23 protein-coding genes are annotated in these 22,293 nt (G+C 68.0%); 13 read left to right on the plus strand and 10 right to left on the minus strand.

Annotated elements, in window-relative coordinates; genetic code table 11:
- Window positions 1-13 precede the first annotated feature (13 nt).
- The 4 genes from ACLIJ1_RS14090 (at window position 14) to ACLIJ1_RS14105 (ending at window position 4,266) form a co-directional block, all read left to right on the plus strand.
- On the plus strand, window positions 14-649 hold the full coding sequence (locus ACLIJ1_RS14090; protein WP_411366161.1) for a response regulator transcription factor: 636 nt from the start codon (window positions 14-16) through the stop codon (window positions 647-649).
- A 78-nt stretch (window positions 650-727) separates the two neighbouring features.
- A complete protein-coding gene (locus ACLIJ1_RS14095; protein WP_411366162.1) occupies window positions 728-2,068 on the plus strand; it encodes an aminotransferase class III-fold pyridoxal phosphate-dependent enzyme in 1,341 nt (446 codons plus the stop codon).
- Window positions 2,069-2,107: 39 nt separating this feature from the next.
- Entirely contained in the window at window positions 2,108-3,187 is a 1,080-nt protein-coding gene (locus tag ACLIJ1_RS14100) for an SPFH domain-containing protein (protein ID WP_411366163.1), read from the plus strand.
- 8 nt (window positions 3,188-3,195) lie between these two features.
- Entirely contained in the window at window positions 3,196-4,266 is a 1,071-nt protein-coding gene (locus ACLIJ1_RS14105; protein WP_411366164.1) for a zinc ribbon domain-containing protein, read from the plus strand.
- A gap of 21 nt (window positions 4,267-4,287) precedes the next feature.
- Here ACLIJ1_RS14105 and ACLIJ1_RS14110 read toward each other — a convergent pair whose 3' ends face one another.
- Window positions 4,288-5,094, minus strand: a complete 807-nt coding sequence (locus tag ACLIJ1_RS14110) for a ChaN family lipoprotein (protein ID WP_411366165.1) — start codon at window positions 5,092-5,094, stop codon at window positions 4,288-4,290.
- Window positions 5,095-5,171: 77 nt separating this feature from the next.
- On the opposite strand from ACLIJ1_RS14110, the gene ACLIJ1_RS14115 reads away from it, so the two are divergent.
- Window positions 5,172-6,230 (plus strand): AbrB family transcriptional regulator, encoded by a 1,059-nt coding sequence (locus ACLIJ1_RS14115; RefSeq protein ID WP_411366166.1) that lies wholly within the window; start codon window positions 5,172-5,174, stop codon window positions 6,228-6,230.
- 5 nt (window positions 6,231-6,235) lie between these two features.
- Here ACLIJ1_RS14115 and ACLIJ1_RS14120 read toward each other — a convergent pair whose 3' ends face one another.
- From ACLIJ1_RS14120 to ACLIJ1_RS14135, 4 genes are all read right to left on the minus strand, one after another.
- Window positions 6,236-7,393 (minus strand): ABC transporter substrate-binding protein, encoded by a 1,158-nt coding sequence (locus tag ACLIJ1_RS14120; RefSeq protein ID WP_411366167.1) that lies wholly within the window; start codon window positions 7,391-7,393, stop codon window positions 6,236-6,238.
- 112 nt (window positions 7,394-7,505) lie between these two features.
- Window positions 7,506-7,790: a DUF3567 domain-containing protein gene (locus tag ACLIJ1_RS14125; protein WP_411366168.1), complete on the minus strand. Its 285-nt coding sequence runs from the start codon at window positions 7,788-7,790 to the stop codon at window positions 7,506-7,508.
- Window positions 7,791-7,937: 147 nt separating this feature from the next.
- Window positions 7,938-9,179 (minus strand): DUF3108 domain-containing protein, encoded by a 1,242-nt coding sequence (locus ACLIJ1_RS14130; RefSeq protein WP_411366169.1) that lies wholly within the window; start codon window positions 9,177-9,179, stop codon window positions 7,938-7,940.
- Window positions 9,176-10,054, minus strand: coding sequence for an IclR family transcriptional regulator (locus tag ACLIJ1_RS14135; RefSeq protein WP_411366170.1), 879 nt, complete (start codon window positions 10,052-10,054; stop codon window positions 9,176-9,178). The genes ACLIJ1_RS14130 and ACLIJ1_RS14135 overlap by 4 nt, the downstream gene beginning before the upstream one ends.
- 146 nt (window positions 10,055-10,200) lie before the next feature.
- Between ACLIJ1_RS14135 and ACLIJ1_RS14140 the strand changes: the two genes are divergently transcribed.
- The 5 genes from ACLIJ1_RS14140 to ACLIJ1_RS14160 all read left to right on the plus strand — a co-directional run bounded on the left by ACLIJ1_RS14140 (window position 10,201) and on the right by ACLIJ1_RS14160 (window position 16,404).
- Window positions 10,201-11,211: a fumarylacetoacetate hydrolase family protein gene (locus ACLIJ1_RS14140; protein ID WP_411366171.1), complete on the plus strand. Its 1,011-nt coding sequence runs from the start codon at window positions 10,201-10,203 to the stop codon at window positions 11,209-11,211.
- Window positions 11,212-11,399: 188 nt separating this feature from the next.
- Window positions 11,400-12,893, plus strand: coding sequence for a DUF4178 domain-containing protein (locus ACLIJ1_RS14145; RefSeq protein ID WP_411366172.1), 1,494 nt, complete (start codon window positions 11,400-11,402; stop codon window positions 12,891-12,893).
- A 45-nt stretch (window positions 12,894-12,938) separates the two neighbouring features.
- Window positions 12,939-13,160: a DUF350 domain-containing protein gene (locus ACLIJ1_RS14150; protein WP_411366173.1), complete on the plus strand. Its 222-nt coding sequence runs from the start codon at window positions 12,939-12,941 to the stop codon at window positions 13,158-13,160.
- Between the two features lie 108 nt (window positions 13,161-13,268).
- Window positions 13,269-14,825 (plus strand): polyamine aminopropyltransferase, encoded by a 1,557-nt coding sequence (locus ACLIJ1_RS14155; RefSeq protein WP_411366174.1) that lies wholly within the window; start codon window positions 13,269-13,271, stop codon window positions 14,823-14,825.
- A 7-nt stretch (window positions 14,826-14,832) separates the two neighbouring features.
- A complete protein-coding gene (locus ACLIJ1_RS14160) occupies window positions 14,833-16,404 on the plus strand; it encodes an FAD-dependent oxidoreductase (RefSeq protein WP_411366175.1) in 1,572 nt (523 codons plus the stop codon).
- Window positions 16,405-16,416: 12 nt separating this feature from the next.
- Here the strand turns inward: ACLIJ1_RS14160 and ACLIJ1_RS14165 are convergent, their stop codons facing one another.
- The 4 genes from ACLIJ1_RS14165 to ACLIJ1_RS14180 form a co-directional block, all read right to left on the minus strand.
- The gene (locus ACLIJ1_RS14165; protein ID WP_411366176.1) at window positions 16,417-16,800 is read right to left on the minus strand and encodes an S-adenosylmethionine decarboxylase family protein; all 384 of its coding nucleotides are present in this window, start codon (window positions 16,798-16,800) and stop codon (window positions 16,417-16,419) included.
- A gap of 4 nt (window positions 16,801-16,804) precedes the next feature.
- Complete coding sequence (locus tag ACLIJ1_RS14170) at window positions 16,805-17,239, minus strand: VOC family protein (protein ID WP_411366177.1); 435 nt, start codon at window positions 17,237-17,239, stop codon at window positions 16,805-16,807.
- A gap of 86 nt (window positions 17,240-17,325) precedes the next feature.
- Window positions 17,326-17,703, minus strand: a complete 378-nt coding sequence (locus tag ACLIJ1_RS14175) for a hypothetical protein (protein WP_411366178.1) — start codon at window positions 17,701-17,703, stop codon at window positions 17,326-17,328.
- Window positions 17,704-17,739: 36 nt separating this feature from the next.
- Window positions 17,740-18,126 (minus strand): TraR/DksA family transcriptional regulator, encoded by a 387-nt coding sequence (locus ACLIJ1_RS14180; protein WP_411366179.1) that lies wholly within the window; start codon window positions 18,124-18,126, stop codon window positions 17,740-17,742.
- Between the two features lie 207 nt (window positions 18,127-18,333).
- Here ACLIJ1_RS14180 and ACLIJ1_RS14185 point away from each other — a divergent pair, with 207 nt between their 5' ends.
- From ACLIJ1_RS14185 to ACLIJ1_RS14195, 3 genes are read left to right on the plus strand one after another with little or no spacing between them, the layout of a single operon-like run.
- Entirely contained in the window at window positions 18,334-19,173 is an 840-nt protein-coding gene (locus ACLIJ1_RS14185) for an enoyl-CoA hydratase/isomerase family protein (RefSeq protein WP_411366180.1), read from the plus strand.
- 23 nt (window positions 19,174-19,196) lie between these two features.
- Window positions 19,197-20,267 (plus strand): PhaM family polyhydroxyalkanoate granule multifunctional regulatory protein, encoded by a 1,071-nt coding sequence (locus ACLIJ1_RS14190; protein ID WP_411366181.1) that lies wholly within the window; start codon window positions 19,197-19,199, stop codon window positions 20,265-20,267.
- A 19-nt stretch (window positions 20,268-20,286) separates the two neighbouring features.
- Window positions 20,287-21,567: an FIST N-terminal domain-containing protein gene (locus ACLIJ1_RS14195; RefSeq protein ID WP_411366182.1), complete on the plus strand. Its 1,281-nt coding sequence runs from the start codon at window positions 20,287-20,289 to the stop codon at window positions 21,565-21,567.
- Here the strand turns inward: ACLIJ1_RS14195 and ACLIJ1_RS14200 are convergent.
- Window positions 21,551-22,282, minus strand: coding sequence for a helix-turn-helix domain-containing protein (locus tag ACLIJ1_RS14200; protein ID WP_411366183.1), 732 nt, complete (start codon window positions 22,280-22,282; stop codon window positions 21,551-21,553). The two genes, ACLIJ1_RS14195 and ACLIJ1_RS14200, sit on opposite strands and share 17 nt — an antisense overlap.
- Window positions 22,283-22,293 lie beyond the last annotated feature (11 nt).

A 22,293-nucleotide genomic window follows, 5' to 3' on the forward strand; every position in this document is an offset into this window, starting at 1 on the left:
AGCTCCATCCGCCATGCTCGAAGAACAGACACTGCTGATCGCCGACGACCACGCACTGATCCGCATCGGGCTGCGCGCGCAACTCACGCATCTGGGCCGGTTCCGCGTGATCGAGGCCTGGGACATTCCGTCGCTGGACGCCTGCATGCGGCGCGAGCCGAAGATCGACCTGATCCTGCTGGACCTGATGATGCCGGGCACCCGGGACGAACACTGGGTGGAGAAATTCTGCGACGCGCACCCGCGCCACCGCGTGCTGCTGATCACCGGCATGCCGCTGGCGGCCGTGACGGTCCGCTACCGCCACGTTCCCAACGTATACGGCGTGATCGACAAGGGCCGGCCACCGGAAGATCTGCGCAAGACGGTGGACCTGGCACTGGCCGGGCAGATGGTCTGGCCGCTGCCCGGCGCCCTGACCCCCGGGCTGGTGCCCAAGCCGGCTGCCCGGGTCACGGTGCTCACCGACCGACAGCGCGAAGTGGCGCTGCTGGTGGCCGGAGGCCTGAGCAACCGCGAGGTGGCCGACGCGCTCGACCTGAGCGAAGGCACCGTCAAGAACCACATCAAGGACATCTTCCGGGCACTGGGCGTGACCAACCGGACGCAGCTGGCGCTGCAGATCCTTTCGCCGGAAGCCGGTGCCTGACCAAGCGCCGGCAGTGGTACCGGCCGGACGCAGGCCCGGTGCCACAATCGCCGCTCATCCCGACCCGGAGACCGCCCCATGGCCTACAACGACTTCCGCATGGACAACCAGTGGTTGCCCTTCACGCCCAACCGTGCCTTCCAGAAAGACCCGCGGGTCTTCACCGGCGCCGACGGCATGTACTTCACCACGCACGACGGCCGACAGGTCATCGACGGCATCTCCAGCCTCTGGTGTGTGGGCGCCGGCCACAACCGCAAACCGATCAACGAAGCGATCAAGAAGCAGCTGGACACGCTGGACTATTCGACCGCCTTCAGCATCAGCAACGACAAGGCCTTCCGCGCCGCCGAAATGATCGCGGCCATGGCGCCCGGTGACCTGAACAAGGTGCTGTTCTGCAACTCGGGCTCCGAGGCGGCCGACACCTCGCTGAAGGTTGCGCTGGCCTACCACCGCGCGCGCGGCGAGGGCCACCGCAACATCTTCATCGGTCGCGAGCGCGGCTACCACGGCGTCAACTTCGGCGGCATGAGCGTGGGCGGCATTCCGGCCAACCGCAAGGTCTACGGCGCCGCACTGCTGCCACGCGTGGACCACCTGCGCTTCATCCACGACCCGGTGAACCACGCCTACATCCACAACGAGCAGCCTGTGTGGAACGAGGACATCCTGCTGGAGCTGGAAAACCGCATCCTGCCGCTGCACGATCCGAGCAACGTGGCGGCCGTGATCGTCGAGCCGGTGGCTGGCAGCGCGGGCTGGTACATCCCACCCCAGGGGTACCTGAAGCGCCTGCGCGAGATCTGCGACAAGCACGGCATCCTGCTGATCTTCGACGAGGTCATCACCGGCTTCGGCCGCCTGGGCACACCCTTCGCCTCCGACTACTACGGCGTGCAGCCCGACATGCTGAACTTCGCCAAGGCGGTCACCAACGGCGTGATTCCGCTGGGCGGCGTGGTCTGCAGCGACCGCATCTACGACGCCATGATGAACGCCCACGGCAGCGCGCCGGAGCACGCCATCGAGTTCTTCCACGGCTACACCTACTCCGGCCACCCGGTGGCCTGCGCCGCCGCCATCGCCACGCTGGAGCTGTTCCAGCAGGAAGACCTGTTCGCCCGCGCCGGCGAGATGGGCAAGGTCCTGGGCGATGCCGCCCACAGCGCGATCAAGGGCCTGCCCAACGTGATCGGCATCCGCAGCCTCGGACTGGCGGTGGGCGTGGAGCTGGCGTCGATCCCCGGCCTGCCCGGCAAACGGGCCTACGACATTTTCCTGGACTGCTACCAGCGCGGCGTTCTCGTGCGAAATGCCGGAGAAAACCTGGTTTTTGCACCACCCTACATCGTGGAACGCGAACAGATTGATACGATGATCAATGTTCTGGCCGACGCCATCCGGCGCCACGCCTGACACCCCCCGACGAACCATCCCGCAGCACGGAGTCACCGCATGGCCATCCTGGATTTCCTGAACCGCCAGTTCATCGACGTCATCGAGTGGGTCGACGACTCGCGCGACACGCTGTCGTACCGTTACCCCGACGACGACAAGCAGATCAAGAACGAGGCCCAGCTGATCGTGCGCGAAAGCCAGATCGCGCAGTTCGTCTACGTCGGCCAGTTTGCCGACACGCTGGGCCCCGGCAAGCACACGCTCAAGACCGAGAACATCCCGATCCTGTCGGACCTGCTGGGCTGGAAATACAAGTTCCAGACGCCGTTCAAGGCCGACGTCTACTACGTCGTCACCCGCGTCTTCACCGGCAACAAGTGGGGCACCTCCAACCCGGTCATGATGCGCGATGCCGACTTCGGCGTGGTGCGCATGCGCGCCTTCGGCACCTACGACTTCAAGATCGTCGACCCGGTCAAGTTCCTCAAGGAAGTGGCCGGCACCGACCACCACTTCCGCCTCGACGAATTCGACAACGTGATGCGCTCGCGCCTGGTGAGCGTGTTCAGCGAGACCCTGGCCAAGTCCAAGGTCCCGGCGCTGGACGTCGCCACCCGTTACAGCGAGCTGGGCGATGCGCTGCTGGAACCGATCAACGTCGCCACGCGCGAGAAGTACGGCATCGAGCTGACCGCGTTCGTGGTCGAGAACGTGTCGGTGCCGCCGGAGCTGGAGCAGGCGATCGACAAGCGCGGCGCGATGACCGCGATCGGCAACCTCAACGACTTCGTCAAGTACAACATGGGCACCGCCCTGGCGGAAGGCAAGGCCGGCACCGCCGGCATCGGCGCCGAACTGGCGGCCGGTCTGGCCATGGGCCAATCCATGATGCAAGGCATGGGCGGCGCCGCACAGGTGCCCTCCCAGCAAGGCATGGTCCCGCCCGCACCGGCTCCGGCGGCCGCACCCGCCGCCGCTGCGGTGGCGCTGCTGACCCCCGAACAGGTGGCGCAGGCGCTGGGCGTGAGCCCGGCCGACGTGCAGCAGGAACTGGAAGCCGGCAACCTCAAGGGTCGCAAGATCGGCAGCCAGTGGCGCGTGCCGCAAGCCGCACTGGACGAATTCCTCAAGGGCTGATCGCACCGATGCAGTTGAGCGAACTCACCGCAAGCAAGAAACTGGCTTGTCCCGCCTGCGGCGGTGAGGCCCAGTGGAACCCGGCCAAGAAGGCGCTGGTCTGCGCCTTCTGCGGCACCGAATCCCCCTACGAAGTCAAGACCAGCGGCGAGATCGTCGAGCACGATCTCGTCGCGGCGCTCAAGGCCATCCCCAAAGATGCGCGCGGCTGGCAGGACGAGCGCCGCTCGGTGCGCTGCCAGCACTGCCAGGCCATCAGCACGTTCACCGCGGCACAGCAGGGCAAGGCCTGCGACTTCTGCGGCTCGACCTCACTGGTGCCGTTCGAAGAGACGGGCGACATCATCCGGCCCGAGAGCCTGCTGCCGTTCGAGGTCAACGAACCTTCGGCGCGCGACAAGCTGCGCCAGTGGTACAAGTCGCGCTTCTGGGCGCCCAACAACCTGGGCGGAAAAGCGCTGACCGACACCGTCAAGGGCGTCTACCTGCCCTACTGGACGTTCGATGCCGACGTCAACGCCAGCTACCGCGCCGAGGGTGGCGAGTACTACCAGAACCAGAAGGGCGAGCGCGAGGTGCGCTGGTTCCCGGTCAGCGGCCAGGTGCAGCACTTCTTCGACGACACCCTGGTCTGTGGCTCCAAGGGCGTGCATCCCTCGCTGGTCGAAGCGGTCGAACCGTTCCCGACCTCTTCCGAACGGCTCAAGCCCTACGACCCCGGCTACCTCAGCGGCTGGACGGTGGAGCGTTATCAGCTTGATCTGGTGGCGAGCGCGCAGCGCGGACGCGAGCGCATGACCGACGCGATCCAGCAGATGTGCGCGCAGGACATCCGCGCCGACACCCACCGCAACCTGCAGGTCTCTCCGAGCTTCGACCGCCAGACCTTCAAGCACGTGCTGCTGCCGATCTGGATGGTGGGCTACCGCTACGGCGCGAAGGATTACCAGGTGGTGGTCAACGGCGCGACCGGACAGGTGGCGGGCGAGTACCCCAAGAGCTGGGTCAAGATCGCGCTGGCGGTCATCGCCGCGCTGGTGGTGCTCTACATCTTCATGTCGCTGCAGGGCGGCCGCTGAGGCCACCGCAGCCGGGCCGTTTCAGCGGGTCATCTGCTGGCGCATTTCTGCGCAGTGGTCCTGGGGCCTGCGTGCCGGCGTGAACCAGATCCGGTCGGCCTGCGCGGCATCCAGCGCCGAAGCGGCGTCCTGCGACAGTGCGACCACCACGCGATGGGCCTGCCCTGCTGGCAGGTGGCGCGGCACGCCCAGGTCCTTGCGCACATGGCCGTTGCCGGCCACCAGCAGCACCGTTCGCCCCGGCCGCATCGCGGCCAGCGCAGTCTGCGCCATGGCCCGGTCGCGCGCGAGCTGGATGCGGGTCATGGGCGCGACCTGCGATTCCGGCAGCAACTGGCAGTGCCCTTCCCGAATGGCGTCGCGCTGCTGCTGCAGGGCAGCGGCAGGCAGGCTGTCGTCGAGCGCGACTTCCGCCATCACCGTCCTCATCTGCGCGCGCGGCAGGTTGCCACCCGTCACTGGCACGCCGGCCCGCACCGCCGCCATCACCACCGGACCATAAACCTCCCACGGCCAGCCGGCGGCATTGCGCGCGGCCGACCAGTCCAGCGCCTCGCGCACCTGCGTTTCGCCGGCATCGGGCGCCAGTCCTGTGGTCTGGCGGCCCTGCTCGACCATCTCCATCACCACCGCCGCCAGTTCGCCACGCGCCGCCAGCTGTCGCACCGTGTCGCGCTGCAGCGCCTGGTGTTCGGGCGCGTCGTGCAGCTCGCCGACCAGCAGCAGCGGCGTGGGCAGCAGGCCCTGCAGGTCGGCGTTCGCTGACGGCAGCGTGCCGCAGGCCGTGAGCAGCGCTGCCAGGCTGGCAACCACCCAATGGCGCCACATGGCAACGGTTCTGACAGCGGGTCGACAGTTCATGCACCGATACTACGCGGCTTGTTTCTGTTTTCCTGGTTGTCTCTGTGCGCGTGCTCCTGACGCTGGTCCTGGCTTTTGTGGCGGCACGCCTGTGCGTCTGGCTGCACACCCCCATCCCCTGGATGATCGGCCCGCTGGTTGCGACCGCGCTGGCCTCGGTGCTGGGCGCTCCGACCGCCAGCTGGATCCCTTTGCGCAACACCGGCCAATGGGTGATTGCCACGGCGCTGGGGCTGTACTTCACGCCCGCCGTGGGCGCGGCCGTGGTCGGTCTGTGGTGGGCGATCGCCCTGGGCATCGCCTGGGCGCTGGCGCTCGGATTCGGTTTCGGTGCCTGGTTGCGGCACGTGCACGCCACCCAGCTCGAACACCTGAGCCCGGAACAACTGCGCAGCACCACCTACTTCGCTGGCGCGATCGGCGGTGCCTCCGAAATGACGCTGATCGCCGAACGGCATGGCGCCCGCACCGACCTCGTGGCGGCAGCACACAGCCTGCGCGTGCTGCTGGTCACGGTCACGATCCCGTTCGCGATGCAGGCCTGGGGCGTGTCGGGCCTGGACCCGACACCACCGGGCGTGCGCGAGGTGCAGGCCGGCGGACTGGCGTTGCTGGGCGTGCTGACGCTCGCAGGTGCGCTGGTGATGCGCCGGCTCGGCCGTGCCAACCCCTGGTTCATGGGCTCGCTGGTGGTGACCATGGTGCTGACGCTTTCAGGCGTGACACTGTCGGCGATCCCGCCAGCACTCAGCGCGGCGGCGCAGCTGGTGATCGGCGTCAGCCTGGGTGTGCGCTTCACGCCGGCGTTCATGCACACCGCGCCGCGCTGGCTGGGTTCGGTGGCGGGCGCCAGCGTCTTCATGATGGTGATCTGCGCAGGCTTCGCCTGGCTGCTGGCTCTGGCGACTGGTCTGCACCCGGCCACCATGGTGCTGGGTACCTCGCCCGGCGGCATCGCCGAGATGTCGATCACCGCCAAGGTGCTGCAGCTGGGCGTGCCGATGGTGACGGCCTTCCAGGTCTGCCGCCTGGTGGCGGTGCTGATCCTGGCCGAGCCAGTGTTCCGCTGGTGGTCGGCGCGGCAGAGCACCACCGGCCAGTAAGCCCGTCAGTGGCGGAAGCGGCCTTCGCTGGTGACGATGGAGAGATCGACCAGCGACATGCCCGCGTGCTCGCCGCTGCGGTAGGCGATCTTCGTGCCCTCGACGTTCAGCTCGGCGTTGCGCAGACCGCTCACGAACGACTCCCGGCTCGGATTGGGTCCAGCAAGCCTGAGTGCCTCGACCAGCGCCCGCGCCGTGAGGTAACCCTCCAGGCTGCCATAGGAGAGTGCTTCACCCGGCTTCTCCCTGTTGAAGGCGTCCTGGTAGGCGCGGGTCAACGGGGTCTTGCGCTCCCAGGGACTGGGCATGACCTGCGAAAAGATCATGCCGTGGGCCTGATCGCCCAAGCGCTTGGCCAACTGCGTCGACCCGGAATTGACGCCGAAGAAGGCCGCTTTCACACCGACCTGGCGCGACTGGCGCACCAGCTTCTCGTACATGCCGGCACCGCCGTGGTTGAACACCATCTGCACACCGCCACTGGCGATCTTCTGTGCCATCGCCGCCAGCTGTGCATCGTTGATGTCCGACTTGAACGGCAGATCGGTGACCTCCGCGATCCCGACCTCCTTGGCCATGCGCTGGACGTTGGCCAGGTGCAGCTGCCCGGTTTCCGAGTCCGAGCGCACAAAGGCCACCCGGGTCATTCCCAGGCTCCTGGCTTGCGCCATGAGGGCGCGAAACTCTTCCTTGTGCTCGGCACGCACCGGAAACACCAGCGGCTGGTGCGGCTCACGCAAGGTCGGCGAGCCCGCCATCGGCCCGAAGAACGGCACCTTGAGATCGATGGCCGCCTTCATCACCGCGGTGGACGGCCCGCCCTCGATCGAACCGAACAGCAGGACCACCTTGTCCTGCGTCACCAGCTGGCGTGCATTCGCTTCGGCCTGTTCGGACTTGTTGTCGTCATCCAGCACCTTGAAGACCAGCTTGCGCCCGCCCACCCCGCCGCTGCGATTGGCCTGCGCGATCGCAGTTTCCACCCCTGCCCGGACCGCGGCACCGTATTCGTTCTTGCCGCCCTGCAGCGTCAGGGTCTGTCCGATCAGGATCTGGCTGGCAGTCACTCCGTCCGCCGCCTGTACCACCTGGGCCGTCAAGGGCACGAGCGTCGCCACCATCAGCCCGCGCAGCAGCCGCACAGCCCATCGTTCGCAGGTCATGGAAATACTCCTCCACTGTATGTAGCCCAGAGTGTAGGGAAGTCGCGACGCGCGGAAAACAAAAAAGCCGATGCAGGGCATCGGCTTTCCTGGCGGGCGTGCAGCGCGGGGGTCAGTGCATCACCACCGGCATCTGCGCGAGTGTTGCATAGCCTTCGAGGGTGTCTTCCACCTCTTCCTGCGAAGGCGTGTTCTGTTGCCAGGCCGTGATCTGCATCTGGAACATCTCGGCCCACGAGCCATCAAGGTAAACCTCCTTGCCCGCGCGTTTGTCCACGATCTCAAAACCGTGGCGGGGGATCTGGGGGCCGTCCAGGCGTTCGGCCTCGCCATCCACCGGCGCATTGGCCAGGATGTGAACCACCGCAAAACTGTCCGAGTCGTAGAGCATCTGCATGATGTATTTCCTTCCACAGGGCCAAACTCTGCGCCTGTTGTCCGTTATATCGGCAATTGGGCGCCGGGCTTCAGCCCCATGTGCATTTAGATGGCACTGGGGAGGGAAGTTTCAAGATGCGTGTGTTTTCCGGCACATTTCCGGGCTTCAGGGCACGTTGCCCTGGGCCGGCCCGAGGTTCAGCGCCGGGAACTCCTGCAGCTTGAGGTCCATGCTGTCGCCGTTGGGCTCGGTGATCCGGATATGCCCTGGCAGGTGGGCGTAACCCGGGAGCAGCCAGACCTCGACCTTTCGGTCGTATTCCTTGCGCGGGCTGCGGGTGAGCTTGCGGGCAGAAACTTCGCCTGCCGGCAGCGACTCGGTCGCGAGCGGACCGACCTGAAACAGCCAGACTTCTGCGGCGTCGACACTGGTGACAGGCAGACGCAGCATCTGCCCCTCGGCGTAGGCGTCGGGTCGGGCATTGAACAGGCCCGCCAGCTGGAGATTGACAGAGAGACGGTCCTGCGCGCCGGGCAGCAGTTTGGCGTCCGACGCATTGTTGCTGTAGCGGATGCGCTGGCCTTCACGGTCGAAGTGCGCCGCCCGCTCGCTGCTGCGCCGTTTGTCCGAGAAACGGTCTGGCACCAATCCTTTGTCATTCATCCGGCCGGCACTCGTCCACTCCAGCACGGTGAAAAGCAGGACCCGGGCCGCCAGCTTGGCCTCGTACTGTTGGCCGTCGTGCTGCCAGTCGAGCTTGCCGGAGCCGGAGTAGGTCGCGCCCTTGACGATCGCGGTGGCGGCATACCGAAGGCTCACGCTGGGCGGCGGCGAAGCTGGCGGCAATCCAGCCTCCGACAGGCCGGCACCCGCGCCGACGACCGTGCCGGCCGCAACCTCGGTGCCGGGCTGCAGGTCCGAGGCGGGTTCCTGCACCGCGGGCGGCGGCGTCTCGACCACCGGCGGCACGGGCGCGGCCACCGCGACCTCGACCGGCGGGGGCACCGGAGGGACCGGCTCGGCAACGACGGGCGGCGGCGCGGGCGGCTCGATCACGATGGGTGGCTCCGGCGGCGGCTTGACGAGCTTGGGTGGCGGCTCGGGTGCCTTCACCGGCTCGGGTGCTTTGGGCACGATCCAGCGCACACGGCTGATCTGTACCGGCGCTGGCAGTTCGTCGGGCAAGGGCGCGGCGGCGGTCGCAGGGTCTTGCTTCGCTGCCGCGGTGGGTGAGGGTCCGCCGGATGCATCGGTCGAGGTCGACACGAACATGTCCAGCGACAGGCCCGACAGCCCGCCACTGAGCAGGCTCAGGTGCGCCAGCAGCACACCAGCGCCCAGGCCGAACAGCACCCGCGGGCGCGGTGCGGCACGTTCCGGGGACAGGGGCAGACTCGCTGCGCTCATGGCTGCACGCGGTATCCCAGATCGGTGCTGAGTTGCTGCGCGCTTCGGCGCAGCGCCTGGGCCGGGGCACCGTTCCAGCCCGTGTCCAGCGTCGCCACCGAGCCCAGCACCACCAGACCCAGCGCCAGCCGGCCCTGGGCATCGAAGACCGGCGCACAGAAACCACCGACGCCGGGCAGCAGGCTGTGCACCACGCGGCCCAGGCCCTGCGCACGCGTCTCGTCCATGACCGCCTGCACCTCCTGCAGGGTCTGCGGGACGTCGACCGGCGGCACATCGCTGCGCGGCATCTTCTTCACCCGCGCCAGTTCCTCGCGGACCATGGGACCGATGCGCTGCGCGTCCGGGCCGTCCTGGCCCATGAAAGCGGCAAAGCAGCGGCCGGTGGCCGAGGTCAGCAGCGGCATCACGTCACCCAGGCGCAGCGTCACCGGCACCGTTTGCGGCGCTTCGGCCCAGTGCACCATGGTCGGCCCCTGGTTGCCCCAGACGGCGATCGCCAGCGTGTGGCCGGTTTCAATGAGGAGCGCTGGCACGCGGTCGCGCGCCAGCTTGACGGCATCCAGACGGCTCAGGCTGGCCAGCCCCAGGCGCAGCGCCGCGGGGCCCAGGTCGTAGCGGGTGCTCACCGGGTCCTGCATCACCAGACCCATGCGCTGGAAGCTCACCAGGTAGCGGTGGGCCTTGGCCGCGCTCATGCCGGCAGCAGCGGCGAGGTCGCGCAGCATCAATGCGCCCGGCGCCTGCGACAGCGCGTTGAGCAGCTCAAAGCCGACCTCGACCGACTGGATGCCGGCGCGCAGGTGTTCGGTGTCCTGGTCGGCGGCGTCGCGGCGGGCGGTGGCCTTGGGGGCGGGGGATTTCGCGGCAGGCATCGGCAAACGGGCGGAAAGCGGGCGGGATTTCAGGGGGTTTTCACACGCCGGCTGGCGTGCTGAACTAGAATGTCGGTTTTACGCATAGGTTAACGAATTTCACTATTCGTAATCAAGCCACCCCACACAACCCGCAGGAGACTCGCATGAAACTCGCCACCTACAAGGACGGCTCGCGTGACGGACAACTGGTGGTCGTCTCGCGCGACCTGTCGACCGCCCATTATGCGACGGGCATCGCCACCAGGCTGCAGCAGGTGCTGGACGACTGGAACTTCCTGGCGCCCCAGCTGCACGACCTGTATGTGACCCTGAACCAGGGCAAGGCGCGCCATGCCTTCCCGTTCGACACGGCCCTGTGCATGGCGCCGCTGCCGCGCGCCTACCAGTGGGCCGACGGCTCGGCCTACATCAACCACGTCGAGCTGGTACGCGCTGCCCGCAACTCCGAGGTGCCGGCCAGCTTCTATGAAGACCCGCTGATGTACCAGGGCGGCAGCGACGACTTCATCGGCCCGCGCGACGACGTGGTCGTGCCCAGCGAGGACTACGGCATTGATTTCGAGGCCGAGATCGCGGTCATCACCGGCGACGTGCCGATGTGCACCCCACCGGACCAGGCCACCGACGGCATCCGCCTGCTGATGCTGGCCAACGACGTCAGCCTGCGCAACCTGATCCCGGCCGAGCTGGCCAAGGGCTTCGGCTTCTTCCAGAGCAAGCCGGCCACCGCTTTCAGCCCGGTTGCCGTGACGCCCGACGAACTGGGCGACGCCTGGCAGGGCGGCCGTGTGAATCTCACCCTGCAGAGCACCTGGAACGGCCGCAAGGTCGGCATGTGCGAGGCCGGCCCCGACATGACCTTCCATTTCGGCCAGCTGATCGCCCACATCGGCAAGACCCGCAACGTGCGTGCCGGCTCCATCGTGGGCTCGGGCACGGTGAGCAACCGCGGCGTCGAGGTGGACGGCAAGAAAGAGTGGCCCAAGGGCTATTCCTGCATCGCAGAGAAGCGCGCGATCGAGACCATCCTGGACGGCAAACCCTCGACCGAGTTCATGAAGTTTGGCGACACCATCCGCATCGAGATGAAGGGCAAGGACGGGCAGAGCATCTTTGGCGCCATCGACCAGAAGATCGCGCCCCTGGAGAAATAAGCCCCCACGCTCCGCCGCTTCGCGGGTCGCTGCCCCCCGAGGGGGCGCGAATGCAGCTTGGGACGGCCCGGCGCTGCATTCCTCGCCTCCCCCGCCCGGCCCCCGCGGCGCATTTATGATCGGTCGCACCATGCCCACGGCGCGACCCTCTTCCTGCCCACACCTGCGTTCCCGAACCGGAGGCGTTCGTGGCTGAGGGCACGCAGCGCCGCTACGAAGCGCCCTGCCCCGGCTGCGGCGCGCCGGTTGCATTCCAGAGTGCGCAATCGACCCACGCGGTCTGCGCCTATTGCCACTCCAGCGTCGTGCGCACGGCCGACGCGCTGGCCCGCCTGGGCCGCATCGCCGACGAATTCACCGACTACAGCCCGCTCAAGATCGGCGCCACCGGACAGTGGCAGGGTCAAACCTTCACTCTGGTCGGACGGCTGCAGCTGGGCAATTCCCAGGCCCGCTGGACCGACTGGCAGGCGGTGTTCGACGACCAGCGCCTGGGCAGCCTGAGCGAAGACAACGGCAGCTTCGTGTTCAGCCGGCCCGTGCCCTCGCCCGGCAACATGCCGGCGTTCAAGGACTGGCGCATGGGCCTGCGCCACGCGCTGAGTGGCAAGAACTTTGCCGTCAGCGCCATCACCGAGGTGTCGGTGCTTGCCGCGCAGGGCGAACTGGGCCACCTGCCCGCGGCCGGCCAGCAGTTCGGCGTGGTCGAGCTGCGCAGCGACAGCGGCGAGGTCTGCAGCATCGACTACGCCAGCGATCCGCCGGCGGTCTGGACAGGCAGTGAAGTCCGGCTCGACGACCTGAAGCTCACCGGCCTGGCCGGCGACGCACTGCGCAAAGACGAAGGCCGCCACTTCAACTGCCCGAACTGCGCCGCCCGGCTGGAGGTCAAGCTCGACACGACCAAGAGCATGAGCTGCCCCTCGTGCGACACGCTGATCGACCTGTCGGCGGGCATCGGCGGCGAGCTCAAGCACGCGATCCAGAACGAGCCGGTGCGGCCGCTGATTCCACTGGGCTCCACCGGCCAGCTGCGCGGCATCGACTGGCAGGTGGTGGGCTACCAGCACCGCTCGGGCACGGCGCCGGGCGACGACGAGGTGTTCGGCTGGCAGGAATATCTGCTCTACAACCGCAAGGCGGGCTTCCAGTTCCTGGTCGACGCCGAAGACGGCTGGAGCCTGGTCAAACCGGCCACGGGTGCACCCCAAGTGACTGCCGCTGGCGCTGTCGCCACCTACCTGGGCAAGCGCTATTCACGCCAATACAGCTACCGCGCCGAGACACAGTACGTCGCCGGAGAGTTCTACTGGAAGGTCGAGCGCGGCCAGATCACCGACAACGTGGACTACGCGCAGGGCCACCACCTGCTGTCGCTGGAAAAGGCAGCGGACGAATGGACCTGGTCGGTTGGCGAGCGGCTGGACAGCGCGGCCGTGGCCAAAGCGTTCAAGCTCGACGACAAGAAAGACCTGTTCAAGCGCGGCGACGCGACGCCCTTGAGCGGCGAGAGCTGGTCGATCGGCAAGGTGGTTCTCATCGTCGTGATCATTCTCTTCATGGTGCTGCTGGAGCGCGCCTGCGACGACTGCGATCCGCAGGTCGAGAACTGCAGCTCTACGTCCGGTCGCTGGGGCAGCGGCTCCTTCGGCGGCAGCTCCAGCGGCGGCTTCCACAAATGATTTCCGGGCCCGTCCCGACCCCTCAACCCTGACAGGAGAAGACAGATGGACATTGAATGGCTCAGGCCCGCGGCGTTTCTGGGATCGATCCTGTTCGCGCTGATCGGCGTGGTGGTGTTCTGGATCGCCTTCGTGGTGATCGACAAGCTCACGCCCTACGACCTCTGGAAGGAACTGGTTGAGAACCGCAACACCGCGCTGGGCATGGTGGTGGCGGCGATGTGCCTGGGCATCTCGATCATCGTGGCTGCCGCGATACATGGGTGACCCCCCCGCGCCGCCTGCGGCGTCACCCCCCAGGTGGCGTCGTCTGCGGCCCGGCGGAGCCGGTTCCGCGACGACCTTGAACGGTCGCTCGTCGGCCACTGCGTTTTCATGACCACTGCCATTGAACCTAAACGAGCGTCTCCCGGGCCGGTGGAGGTCGCGCTGCTGGCCAGCGTGTTTCTGGTCGCGGCCTGCGGGCTGGTGTACGAACTGGTGGGCGCGGCGCTGGCTTCGTATGTGCTCGGCGACTCGGTGCTGCAGTTCTCGACCGTCATCGGCACTTACCTGTTCGCCATGGGCATCGGCAGCTGGCTCTCGCGCCATGTCGAGCGCCAGCTGCCGGCGCAGTTCCTGCGCATCGAACTGCTGATCGCGCTGGTCGGCGGCCTGCTGCCGGCCCTGCTGTTCCTCGCCAACGCTTACCTGCCCAGCGCCTTCCGTGGCCTGCTCTATGGCCTGGTGCTGCTGGTGGGCACCCTGGTCGGGCTGGAGATTCCGCTGGTGATGCGCATCCTGCGCCATCACGTGCAGCTCAAGGACCTGGTGTCGCAGGTGCTGACCTTCGACTACCTGGGCGCGCTCGCGGTGTCGATTGCCTTCCCGCTCTGGCTGGTGCCGCAACTGGGGCTGGTGCGCACCGGCCTGCTGTTCGGGTTGCTGAACGTGGCGGTCGCGTTCTGGGCGCTGTGGCTGTTTCGCGGCGAGATCCGCGCGCGCTCGGCACACACGGTAGCGGCGCTGATGGTGCTGGCAACGCTGCTGGGCACCTGGGCCATGGCCGGGCGCATCACGTCGACGTCCGAAGACCGCTTCTTCCAGGACAAGGTGGTGCGGGCCGAGACCACGCCCTGGCAACGCATCGTCGTCACGCGCGGCCCGCAGGGCCACCGCCTGTTCCTCAACGGCAACCTGCAGTTCGCCCAGAGCGACGAGTACCGCTACCACGAGGCCCTGGTCCATCCGGTCATGTCGGCCTACGCCACCGGCGGCGGCGCGCCGCGCCATGTGGCGGTGCTCGGTGGCGGCGACGGCATGGCGGTGCGCGAGATCCTCAAGTACCCGGGCGTGGAGAAGGTGACGCTGGTGGAGCTGGACCCGGCGATGACCCGGCTGTTTTCCACCGACGAGACGCTGCGCCAGCTCAACGGCGACGCGTTGAACGCGCCGCGCGTGCAGATCGTCAACACCGACGCCTTCCAGTGGCTGGAGCAAGGCAGTGAACAGTTCGATGTGATCGTGGTGGACTTCCCGGACCCGACCAACTTCGCGGTCGGCAAGCTCTACACCGAGTCGTTCTACGCGCTGCTGGCGCGGCGCCTGTCGGCCAGCGGTTTTGCCGTGGTGCAGACCACCTCGCCGTTGGTCGCGCGCCAGAGTTTCTGGACCGTCGCCGCGACCATCGAGGCGGCCGGGCTGCGCACCGCGCCGTACCACGCGCACGTGCCCAGCTTCGGCGAATGGGGCTTCATCGTCGCCAGCCGCCGCCCTTTCACCCCTGGCGGTGGCACCCTGCCCGCCGGCCTGCGCTTCCTCACGCCCGACACGCTCAAGCTGCTGTTCGACTTCCCGGCCGACATGGCGCGCGTGCCGGCCGAGGTGAACCGGCTGTCGAACCAGGTGCTGGTGCACACCTACGAAACCGAATGGGGCAAGGTGGCGAAATGACGGACCTATGGCGCTGACGCGGCGGGAGTGTCTGGCCTGGATGGGTGCGGCGGGTGCCGGTCTGGCGGGCTGCCGTCCGGCGCCGCACGAGATTCCCGGCGGTTTCACCGCGCCCGATCCGGCGCGTGGTCACCGCTGGCGCGACGCGGCGCGCACCAAGCCGGCGGTGCAGAAACGCACGGGGGTGCTGGTGCTGGGCGGTGGTGTCGCCGGGCTGGCGGCGGCGCGTTCGCTGACCCTGGCCGGGGTCGACGACTTCGCGCTGCTGGAGTTCGAAGACACGGCCGGCGGCAATGCCCGCGGCGGCCTGCTCGGCGGACTGCCGTGCCCGATGGGCGCCCACTACCTGCCGGCACCCTCGGACGACGCGCCCGAACTGCAGGACTGGCTCGAACAGCTCGGCCTGCGCCAGCGCATCGCCGGCCGCTGGGTCTGGGACGAGCGCCACCTCTGCCACAGCCCGCAGGAGCGCCTCTACTGGAACGGCCACTGGCAGGATGGCCTGCTGCCCATCGAAGGCGCCAGCGCCGCGACCCTGCAGCAGTACCGCCGCATGAGCCAACTGATCGGCGAGGCGAGGCGCACGCAGCGCTGGGCCATGCCGGCGCTGCGGTTGCCCGTGACCGACGCCATCCGCGGGCTGTGGGCGCAGAGCTTTGCGCAGTGGCTCGATGGCCACGGGCTCACCGACCCGCAACTGCGCTGGTACCTCGACTACGCTTGCAGCGACGACTACGGCGCAGGCGCGGGTGCGGTCTCGGCCTGGGCCGGCATCCACTATTTCGCCAGCCGCCACGGCTTTCCGGCGCCGGGCGAAGCCGGCGAGGCCGAGCCACTGCTGACCTGGCCCGAGGGCAATGCCTGGCTGACGCGCCAGCTGGCGTCCGGCCTCGGCGAACGGCTGCACACCGGCCAGGGCGTGCTGCGCGTGACCCCCGAACGCCACGGCGTGACCGTCGATGCGCTGTCGATGGCCGATGGCAGCGTCACCCGCTGGCAGGCTGGCGCGGTGGTGGTCGCGCTGCCGGTGTTCATTGCACAGCGCGTGATCGACCCGCTGCCGCCGCTGCTCGCGGCCCGGGCGAACGGCTTGTCGATGGCGCCCTGGGTGGTGGTCAACCTGCTGCTCGACGGGCCACCGAAAGACCGTGGCGGCGCGCACCCGAGCTGGGACAACGTGGTCTACGGCAGCGCGGGGCTGGGGTATGTCGACGCCAGCCACCAGTCGCTGGCGCGGGTGACCGGCCCGCGCGTCTGGACCTGGTACCGGCCGCTGGGCGACGAACCTTCCGCGCGCCAGACGCTGTTGCAGCAGCCCTGGACCCACTGGCGCGACCAGGCGCTGGCCGAGCTGTCCCCACCGCATCCCGATCTGCCGGGCCTCGTCACCGAAGCCTCGGTCACACGCTACGGCCACGCAATGGCGATTCCCGCGCCCGGCTCGCTCTACGAAGGCCCGACGCAGGACGGGCGCCTGTGTTTCGCCCACGCCGACTGGGCCGGCTATTCGGTGTTCGAAGAAGCCTTCACGCGCGGCCACCAGGCCGGGCAGCGGGCCGCGCAGTTGCTGCGCGCTTGAGCGGGAGCAGGTTCAGAGCGCCGGGGGTGCGCCACGCTCGACCGCCCGCTGCAGCGCCTCGCCCGGCTCGAACAGATCGAGCAGCGAACTCATCAGTTGCGTGGCGCGCGCCGAGTGGTCGGCGCCGAAGTTGCACACGTACACATCGAGGCTGACACTGCGGCTCTCAGGCCAGGTGTGCACACACAGGTGCGACTCGGCCAGCAGCACGGTGGCTGTCACACCACCCGGTCCGTGCCCCGTGTCGGGGAATCTGTGACCCAATTGCGCCACCGCCTGCAAACCGCTGGCCTGCACCCGCTGCACGCAGGCTGCGAGCAGGCGCGCCTCGTCGGTCAGCCAGGCGATGTCGCAGCGGCAGTGCCGCAGGTCGGCGGTCAGGTGCAGGCCGTTCACGGGTTCAGGTGGCGAAGATGGCGTCGGTGGTGGCGAAACCCTTGACCTCGATCGGATTGCCGAACGGATCGCAGAAGAACATCGTCCATTGCTCGCCCGGCTGGCCTTCAAAGCGCACCTGCGGTGGCAACACGAAATCCACACCGGCGGCCGTCAGCCGCTCGGCCAGCGCGCGCCACGCGGGCAACAGCAGGACCAAACCGAAGTGCGGCATCGGCACCAGATGGTCGCCGACCTTGCCGGTGCGCGTGGTCTTGAACGGTTCGCCCAGGTGCAGCGAGATCTGGTGGCTGAAGAAATCGAAATCGACCCAGGTGTCGGTGCTGCGGCCCTCGGTGCAGCCGAGCACACCGCCGTAGAAACGCCGCGCGACTTCCAGGTCGGTGACGTGGAAGGCCAGGTGGAACAGGCTGCGCGCCGGCAGGGTGGTGTTGCTCATCGCGTCAGGATATCAAAGCGCCCGAGCCCCAAAAGAAAAAACCGCCCGGTGCGAAGCACGGGGCGGTCAGGGCACAGGCTGGCGCGTCAGCGCTGTGCGGGATCGACGGCCTTCTGGTCGTACTTGGTGAAATACTGCCGCGCCATCGCCACCACCTGGGCATCGGTCGGGTGGTCGGTGTTGACCACATCGACCACCGCCTTGTCGACGGCGTGGGCGTTGTGCTTGCACCAGTCGCGGAACTCGATCTTGGCGTTGGCCGGGCCGGTCAGCAGCACCTCGGTCACGCCTTCAAGCGAGGTCGCGATGGCCTTGAAGAAGTCCTTGTCGGCGCCGACATGGCCGTGCTTGGGCGTGTGTTGCTGGCGCGCCTTGACGCGCTGGGCCTCAACGTGTTCGCGGTCGAACATCAGCACATGGGCTTGGGTGTGGTCCATCCAGACAACGGCGTGGAATGTGGTCATGCAAAGCTCTCCTGAAAAAAGTGGATGGAAAAGAAATCAGTAGCCGGCCGGCTTGCTGGCGCCGCTGGCGTGTTCGGCCTTGTCCTGGCAGCCCAGGCAGCGCATCGCCACCGGGTTGGCGTGCAGGCGGGCGGCCGCAATCGCGTCGCCGCAATCCACGCACATCCCGTAGCTGCCGTCGGCCACGCGCTTGAGCGCCTCGTCGATGGCGACCAGTTCGGCCGATTCGCGTTCTTCGAGCGCGAAGGCCAGGTCGCGTTCGGCGTCGGCCTGCGCCCAGTCGTCGCTTTCGGTTTCGCGCGCATTGGCGGCCGCTTCGGCGCGACCGATCTTGCCGCCACGCTGTGCCCGCAACTGGGCCAGCACGTCGGCTCGCATCTCGCGCAGCTGACGGCCGTAGGTGTCGGAGATGGGTGTGTTCATGGGTTCTCCTCTGGGTTTCGGTGTCGGTCTTTCGGGTCCCGGGGACCACGACTTCATGGTGCGCCTGCGCCCGTGCACTTGCATTGATCGGCGTCAAGCGCCGTCCGCAACAAGGCCATCCCTCAGGGCAAATCCCCGGCGGATTTCCAGCGGTTTCCCCGCAGAATCGGATGCTTCAAACACCCGAAATTGCGAGGAGAAACAACGATGTCCGCTGTCGACTACGGCCGCTACCAGACCCTGGAAATCACCCGACGCGGACCAACGGTCGATGGCGTGCCTTCCGTGCTCGACATCCGCATGAAGGCCGATGGCCCCGGCGGCAACGGCAAGCTGCCCACCGCCGGCCACGAAGGCCACTGGGAGCTGAGCGAGATCTGGCGCGACGTGGGTCGCGACGACAGCGTGCGCTGCGCCGTGCTGCGCGGCAGTGGCCTGGGCTTTTCGGGCGGCGGCGACCTGGCGCTGGTGCAGGACATGGCGACCGACTTCGAGGTGCGCACGCGGGTTTGGAAGGAAGCGCGCGACTTGGTCTACAACGTCATCAACTGCGACAAGCCCATCGTCAGCGCCATGCACGGCCCGGCCGTGGGTGCGGGCCTCGTGGCGGGCCTGCTGGCCGACATCTCGATTGCCGCGAAGAGCGCCAAGATCGTCGACGGCCACACGCGCCTGGGCGTCGCGGCCGGGGATCACGCGGCCATCGTCTGGCCGCTGCTGTGCGGCCTGGCCAAGGCCAAGTACTACCTGATGCTGTGCGACCCGATCAGCGGCGAAGAGGCCGAGCGCATTGGCCTGGTCTCGCTGGCGGTCGAGGACGAGGCGCTGCTGCCCAAGGCGTACGAGGTCGCAGACCGCCTCGCGGCGGGCAGCCAGACCGCCATCCGCTGGACCAAGTACTCGCTCAACAACTGGCTGCGCCAGGCCGGCCCGGCGTTCGACACCTCTCTGGCGCTCGAATTCATGGGTTTTGCCGGCCCTGATGTGCGCGAAGGTGTGGCATCCTTGCGTGAGCGCCGCGCGCCGCGTTACGGCGCCGACACCTGATCCCCCTATCTCAGGAGACAACCATGAGTGACGCCAGCGGATTCGGCAAGTTCGTCCCCGGTTTCGAGTTCCTGCAGAACCTCGCGGGGCAGGCCGCCGGCGGCGTCGCGCAGGGCCTGGGCAAGAGCCTGCCGCAGATGCCCAACCTCGGGCACTGGGTGGCGCCGACCTTCAACGTCGAAGATCTCGAGAAACGCATCGAGGAGCTCAAGGCGGTGCAGTTCTGGCTCGACCAGAACGCCAAGGCTCTGAGCGCGACCATCCAGGCGCTGGAAGTCCAGAAGATGTCGCTGGCCACGTTGAAGGCGATGAACTTCAACCTCGGCGACGTGGCCAATGCGCTCAAGGTGAAGGCCGCCGAAACCGTGTCCGGCTTTGCCGGCAAGCTGCCGACGCAGTTCGCAGGACTGGAGATTCCTGAACGCACCTACGGCAACCCCGCGGCAGCACCCGCGGAAGCCGAGGCCGAAGCGGAAGCCGAGCCCGACGAGGAGCCGGAAGAAGCCCCCGAACCGCCAAAGAAGCCGCGCAAAACCGCCTCGCCCAAGGCCGACGCTCCCGCCGCCGCGGCGCCTGGCGTGGTCGACCCGATGGCCTGGTGGGGTGCGCTGTCGCAGCAATTCCAGCAGATCGCCAGCACGGCCATGAAAGACATGGCCAAGCAGGGTGCGCTCGACGCGACCCGCCACGTGGCCAGCGACCTGACCGAGCAGGCGGTCAAGACCGCCGCCGACATGGCCGCCAAGGCGGGCCGCAGCGTGGGCGACTCGGTGGCCCGCAACGTCGGCCGCGCGGCAGGCATGGGCTCCGCCGCTGTGCGGGCCGTTGCTGGCGCAGGACGCAAAAAGCCAGCAGCTGCCCCCAAGAAGCCGGTGGCCAAGGTGGCCGTCAAAAAGGTCGCCCCAAAACGCGCCACCAAGACCGCTGCACCCACACCTGCACAGCCAATGGGTGCGGGCGACTGGCCCATGCCGACGGCCTTCTTCCCGGGCTTCATGCCGACCCCCGCCAAGAGCGCCCCGAAAGCCCCCGCCAAAAAGGCTCCGGCAGCCCAAAAGGCACCGGCCAAGAAGACCACCACCCGCCGCCGCTGAGCCGGCCTGGGGCGTCCGCATGCAACTCTTTCCCCACGCGCACGCCACGCACCCGCAGTGGCGCATGGCCGCCGCGCTGGTCCTGGCGCAGCTGCGCGCACAGATGGCGTTGCCCGGCTACGCCGCCACGCCGTCGCTGGCACTGCTCTACATCACCGACCACTACGCGACGCACGCGCAGGAGATCCTTGATCACCTGAGCGCCGAGCTGCCCGAAGTCACCGACTGGTCGGGCACAGTCGGCGTCGGCATCTCGGCCAACAACGCCGAATACTTCGACGAACCTGCGCTCGCGGTCATGCTTTGCGACCTCAGCCCCGACCAGTACCGCGTGTTCAGCGGCGTCGCTCCCTTGCCGCCGGGCGGTAGCGACTCCTCCGGTTTCGTGGCCCACACCGCGTTGCTGCATGCCGATCCTGGCGCGCATGACCTGGGTGAGCTGATTGTCGAGATGGCTGAGCGCACGCAATCGGGTTATGTCTTCGGTGGCCTGGTCGGCAGCCGTTCGGCCAGCGTGCAGTTCGCCGCCAGCAGCACCGGGCATCTGCGCGGCCAGGGTGCGGTCGGCGGCGTGTTCACTGGCGGCATCAGCGGTGTCGCGTTCGGACCCGAGGTCGCGCTGATCTCGCGCGTGACGCAGGGTGCGCAACCGATTGATCGCGAACGCGAAATCACCGCCGTCGATGGCAACCTGGTGCTCACGCTCGACGGTGAACCCGCGCTGGACGTGCTGCTGCGAGAGCTGGGCGTGTCGCTGGCGCAACCCCAGCAGGCCATGGAACGGCTGCGCCGAACACTGGTGGGCCTGACGCTGCCGCAACACCGGCTGGACGACGCACCGGTGCTGCGCCGCGGCCAGTTCGGACCGGAAGTCATGGTCCGCCACATCATCGGTCTGGACCCGGCGCGACACGGTGTCGCGATCGCCGAGCACCCGCCGCTGGGTGCCCGCCTGGCGTTCTGCGAGCGCCACGCCCAGGCCGCGCGCGCCGACCTGATCCGCGTCTGCAGCGAGATCCGCGAGGAACTGGAGCCCGAAACCCTGGGCATGGGCGGCATGGACACCGAGCCGCCGCTCGAGCCAGACCCGGCGCAGTCGCGGCGCATCACCGGTGCCGTCTACGTCAGCTGCTCGGGCCGCGGCGGCCAGCACTTCGGCGCCCCCAGCGCCGAGCTGCAGATCGTGCGGCGCGCGCTTGGCGACGTGCCACTGGTGGGATTCTTCGCCGGCGGCGAGATCGCGCACCAGCAGCTCTACGGCTACACCGGCGTGCTGACGGTGTTCACCGCCGCAGCATAGAAAAAGCTTCGAACTCCCAGCTGCGCATCGCCAGCACCAGCGTGTAGCCCTCGCGGTCTTTCTGGGCCAGCTTCTGGTCGGTCTGGTGCTGCTGCGCAAAGTCCTGCGCCACGCGCTGCAGGCGCTCGAGGAACACCGGCGCCAGCGCCCGGCTGACCGAGCCATGCACCAGCATCAGGCCTTCGCCACCGCCGTCGAAACCACCGGCGAAGTAGTCAAGCAGCGCGTGCTCGCGGAAGTAGTTCATCACCGGCCCGTGCGGCCGCCAGCGGAAGGTCTTGGCCAGCTTGAGGCGGTAGCGGTTGAGTGGGCGCAACTCGATGATGCCGATGCGGTCCAGCTGCGCCAGGTACTTCACGCACTCGGCTTCCGTCAGCCGGTAGGCGGCCGTCATCTGCTCCAGCGTCCATTGGCTGAGCACGCAAATCGCGACCAGCAGCAGCTTCTTGTCGGCCACCACCGCCCGCTCCTGCTCGGCGGTCATCTCCTTGAGCAGCGGCTGTGCGTCGGCCACCCGGCGCGCCAGCTCGGCGAAGTCGATCTTGAGCGCACGGCAGATTTCATCCACCCGCGTGAGCGACATGTCGCCCTTGGCGAGCATGCGCTTGACGCTGGACTCGGCCATGCCCAGTGCCGCCGCGAGGTCGGCGTAGGTCATCTGCGCGGCCTTGAGTTCCTTCTTGATGGTGGCGACGAGGTCGAGGGTGGTGCTCATGGCGCATCGGG

Origin of the sequence: Hydrogenophaga sp. RWCD_12 (assembly GCF_046604225.1) — a bacterium.
Classification (GTDB): Bacteria; Pseudomonadota; Gammaproteobacteria; order Burkholderiales; family Burkholderiaceae_C; genus Hydrogenophaga.

Excerpts from the sequence above, each read along its gene's own strand:
- ACLIJ1_RS14180 (WP_411366179.1), bottom strand. The coding sequence starts at position 18,126 with ATGAACACACCCATCTCCGACACCTACGGCCGTCAGCTGCGCGAGATG.
- ACLIJ1_RS14135 (WP_411366170.1), bottom strand. The coding sequence starts at position 10,054 with ATGCCTGCCGCGAAATCCCCCGCCCCCAAGGCCACCGCCCGCCGCGAC.
- ACLIJ1_RS14090 (WP_411366161.1), top strand. The coding sequence starts at position 14 with ATGCTCGAAGAACAGACACTGCTGATCGCCGACGACCACGCACTGATC.
- ACLIJ1_RS14095 (WP_411366162.1), top strand. The coding sequence starts at position 728 with ATGGCCTACAACGACTTCCGCATGGACAACCAGTGGTTGCCCTTCACG.
- ACLIJ1_RS14105 (WP_411366164.1), top strand. The coding sequence starts at position 3,196 with ATGCAGTTGAGCGAACTCACCGCAAGCAAGAAACTGGCTTGTCCCGCC.
- ACLIJ1_RS14100 (WP_411366163.1), top strand. The coding sequence starts at position 2,108 with ATGGCCATCCTGGATTTCCTGAACCGCCAGTTCATCGACGTCATCGAG.
- ACLIJ1_RS14175 (WP_411366178.1), bottom strand. The coding sequence starts at position 17,703 with ATGACCACATTCCACGCCGTTGTCTGGATGGACCACACCCAAGCCCAT.
- ACLIJ1_RS14170 (WP_411366177.1), bottom strand. The coding sequence starts at position 17,239 with ATGAGCAACACCACCCTGCCGGCGCGCAGCCTGTTCCACCTGGCCTTC.
- ACLIJ1_RS14125 (WP_411366168.1), bottom strand. The coding sequence starts at position 7,790 with ATGCAGATGCTCTACGACTCGGACAGTTTTGCGGTGGTTCACATCCTG.
- ACLIJ1_RS14160 (WP_411366175.1), top strand. The coding sequence starts at position 14,833 with ATGGCGCTGACGCGGCGGGAGTGTCTGGCCTGGATGGGTGCGGCGGGT.
- ACLIJ1_RS14150 (WP_411366173.1), top strand. The coding sequence starts at position 12,939 with ATGGACATTGAATGGCTCAGGCCCGCGGCGTTTCTGGGATCGATCCTG.
- ACLIJ1_RS14140 (WP_411366171.1), top strand. The coding sequence starts at position 10,201 with ATGAAACTCGCCACCTACAAGGACGGCTCGCGTGACGGACAACTGGTG.
- ACLIJ1_RS14185 (WP_411366180.1), top strand. The coding sequence starts at position 18,334 with ATGTCCGCTGTCGACTACGGCCGCTACCAGACCCTGGAAATCACCCGA.
- ACLIJ1_RS14195 (WP_411366182.1), top strand. The coding sequence starts at position 20,287 with ATGCAACTCTTTCCCCACGCGCACGCCACGCACCCGCAGTGGCGCATG.
- ACLIJ1_RS14110 (WP_411366165.1), bottom strand. The coding sequence starts at position 5,094 with ATGTGGCGCCATTGGGTGGTTGCCAGCCTGGCAGCGCTGCTCACGGCC.
- ACLIJ1_RS14120 (WP_411366167.1), bottom strand. The coding sequence starts at position 7,393 with ATGACCTGCGAACGATGGGCTGTGCGGCTGCTGCGCGGGCTGATGGTG.
- ACLIJ1_RS14190 (WP_411366181.1), top strand. The coding sequence starts at position 19,197 with ATGAGTGACGCCAGCGGATTCGGCAAGTTCGTCCCCGGTTTCGAGTTC.
- ACLIJ1_RS14155 (WP_411366174.1), top strand. The coding sequence starts at position 13,269 with ATGACCACTGCCATTGAACCTAAACGAGCGTCTCCCGGGCCGGTGGAG.
- ACLIJ1_RS14200 (WP_411366183.1), bottom strand. The coding sequence starts at position 22,282 with ATGAGCACCACCCTCGACCTCGTCGCCACCATCAAGAAGGAACTCAAG.
- ACLIJ1_RS14130 (WP_411366169.1), bottom strand. The coding sequence starts at position 9,179 with ATGAGCGCAGCGAGTCTGCCCCTGTCCCCGGAACGTGCCGCACCGCGC.